Source organism: Melaminivora alkalimesophila, from assembly GCF_000282995.1.
Taxonomy (GTDB): domain Bacteria; phylum Pseudomonadota; class Gammaproteobacteria; order Burkholderiales; family Burkholderiaceae_C; genus Melaminivora; species Melaminivora alkalimesophila.
In genome coordinates this window covers 1-2,678 of sequence record NZ_ALEE01000731.1, presented here as the reverse complement: position 1 = coordinate 2,678, position 2,678 = coordinate 1, and the positions used below count along the sequence as shown (strand labels likewise).

Annotated in this window: 2 protein-coding genes, 1 tRNA gene and 1 pseudogene; 2 read left to right on the top strand and 2 right to left on the bottom strand. The window is 72.9% G+C overall.

What is annotated here, in order from left to right:
- Positions 1-1,353: M48 family metalloprotease (locus tag A612_RS14295; protein WP_478212057.1), on the bottom strand; the 1,353-nt coding region annotated here is incomplete at its 3' end.
- Between the two features lie 117 nt (positions 1,354-1,470).
- Between A612_RS14295 and moaC the strand changes: the two genes are divergently transcribed.
- Positions 1,471-1,983 carry a cyclic pyranopterin monophosphate synthase MoaC gene (gene moaC, locus A612_RS14290; RefSeq protein WP_019375132.1) on the top strand — a complete coding sequence of 171 codons (513 nt, stop codon included), beginning with the start codon at positions 1,471-1,473 and terminating at the stop codon, positions 1,981-1,983.
- A gap of 22 nt (positions 1,984-2,005) precedes the next feature.
- Here the strand turns inward: moaC and A612_RS14285 are convergent.
- A tRNA-Arg gene (locus A612_RS14285) sits at positions 2,006-2,082 on the bottom strand.
- Between the two features lie 73 nt (positions 2,083-2,155).
- Here A612_RS14285 and A612_RS17180 point away from each other — a divergent pair.
- Positions 2,156-2,678, top strand: a pseudogene (locus tag A612_RS17180) (SPOR domain-containing protein); the annotation flags it as partial.

The following is a 2,678-nucleotide window of genomic DNA, read 5'->3' as shown; positions in this document are numbered from 1 at the left end:
CAGCGGCTGGCCCTGGCGCTGCCACACCTGCGCCAGCAGCTGCCAGGCGGCGGCGTCGCGCGGGTGCGTGGTCACCCAGGTCTGCAGCGCATCGGCCATGGGCGCGGCGTCGCCACCGGAGGCCAGGAGCGCCTGTGTGCGCAGCAGCAGCTCGGGCCGCCTGTCCGGCTTCGGCCCGTGATCCAGGAACGCCAGTGCCGCCGCCGGCATCCCGGCAGCCAGCTCCAGCTCGGCGCCCAACAGCCGCACCTGGCGTTCTGCCGCGCTGTCGCCACGCACCGTCTCCTGCAGCTGCTGCAGCGCCGTGCGCGCCGCCTGCCAGTCGCCCAGCTGCAGGGCGCTCAGCGCAGCGGCGTAGCCGGCGGCGGCGCGCTCGGGCCGCGGCCGGGCGGCAAAGCCCGCATCCTGCGGCTCTGCCATCCACTGCCGCCAGGCGTCCACCCCGGGGCGCATCAGCACGCGCGCGCGCGCCGCCATCAGCGCATGTTCCAGCGGCGCCGGGCGGGGCTGCGGGGTGTCGTGCGCAATGCGCGCCTGCATGTCCGCCAGGCGCTGGGTGGTCAGCGGGTGGCTGCGCAGGTAGGGCCAGCTGCCGTTGTCGTTGATGCGGTTGGCCTGCTGCAGCTTGTCGAACATCGCCACGAAGCCCTGCGGCGCGAAACCGGCCGGCGCCATCAGGCCGTAGCCGATGCGGTCGGCCTCGCGCTCCATGTCGCGCGAGAAATTCAGCTGGTTCTGCACCGCCAGCGCCTGGCCGCCGACCATCAGCGCCTGCGCCGCGTCGGGGCTGCGGCTGGCCGCCAGCGCGCCCAGGATCATGCTGCCGATCACCAGGGGCGTGACGCGGTCCTGCTGCGCCACCAGGCGCGAGATGTGGCGCTGGGTGGCGTGGCTGAGCTCGTGCGCCAGCACCGAGGCCAGCTCGTCCGGCGTGGCGACGACCGCCACCAGCCCGAGGTGCAGGCCGAAATAGCCCCCCGGCAGCGCGAAGGCGTTCACGCTGCGGTCGCGCCCGAGCAGCAGCTCCCAGGCAAAGCGTTCCTCCAGCTCGAGCGAGAGCTCACCGCGCGCCCGTGCTGCGGCGTGCAGCGGCTCGAAGATGCCCATGACGTATTCGTGCAGCGCAGGATCGTCGAGGTAGTCCGGATCGCGGTACAGCTCGCGCACGATGCGCTCGCCCAGGCGTCGCTCGGCACCGGCCGTCATCTCCAGCCCGTCGCCCAGGGTGGGCAGGCGCACCTGGGCGTGTGCGGCCGGCGCGGCCAGCAAGGCGGCGACCAGGGCGGCGGCGGCCCCGGCGCGCCAGCGCGTGGAAGGAGGGCTCTTTGGCTGGGAGGGGAAAGAACGTGGCACCATGCTCCTTTGCCCATTCGGCGGGTGGGCCGCGGCGCGGCCCGGGATACAGCACCGTATGATGCCTGGCCAGCCCGAATGGTTCATCCGCCGGCCCTCCGTCTCACTGCCTGCCTCATGTCCAGCCCCGCACCCGATCCGTCCCGCGCCGATGCCGTGCTCACCCATTTCGATGCCCAGGGCCAGGCCCACATGGTGGACGTGGGCGCCAAGGCCGCCACGCACCGCCGCGCCGTCGCCACCGGCTGCATCCGCATGCGCCCCGCCACGCTGGAGCTGGTCGAATCGGGTACGGCCAAAAAAGGCGACGTGCTGGGCGTGGCGCGCATCGCCGGGATCATGGCGGCAAAGAGGACAAGCGAGCTGATTCCGCTGTGCCACCCGCTGGCGCTCACGCGGGTGGCGATCGAGTTCGACCTGCAGCGGATCGCCGGCGATGGCGTGGTGCAGTGCAGCGCCACGGTCGAGACGCTGGGCCAGACGGGCGTGGAGATGGAGGCGCTCACGGCAGTGCAGGTGGCGCTCCTGACCGTCTACGACATGTGCAAGGCGGCCGACAAGCATATGGTCATGACCGACGTGCGCGTGCGCGAGAAGCGGGGCGGCAAGTCGGGCGACTGGAGCGCCTGAGGGCGCGGGCCGAGTTGGGCCTTGGCCTGCCCGGAGGGACTCGAACCCCCGACCTATTGCTTAGAAGGCAATTGCTCTATCCGGTTGAGCTACGGGCAGACAGGCGGCCGCCCAGGGCGACCGCAAGGCTGCGCATCATACTGCCCCCGCCATGCCATGCCAGAATCCGCGCATGCAAAGCTCTGCCATGGCCTACGCTGCGCACGCCGAGGAACCGCCGGCAGTGCAGGACATGCCGCCCAGCGTGTCGGGGGCGCTGTACCGCGCCGCGCTCGGGCCGGTGAACGCCGAGCGCTACCTGGCGGCCTTCGAACGGCTGGATGCGACCGGCCGCGCGCTGCCCGGATGGAACCTGGGCGCGGCCGTGTGCACCATCGCGTGGATGGTGCTGCGCAGGCTGTGGCGGCCGCTGCTCGGCTATGGCGCCGCGTGGCTGGGGCTGGTGGCCTGGATCGCGGTCCTGTGGTTGCTGCGCGAGGCGTTGCCCGTCCCGGTGCTGGCGGGCCTGGGGCTGGCGGGGGTGCTGCTGGTGTTTGCGGTGCCGGGGCTGTACGGCGATGTGCTGGTGCACCGGCAGGTGCAGCGCCAGATCGCGGCGGCCGTGGCCGGCGCTCCCTCGGTGCGCGAGGCCATCGCGCTGCTGGAGCAGGGGGCGGTGACGCGCGGCCGGCTGGCGTGGGTGGCGGCGGCAGCCA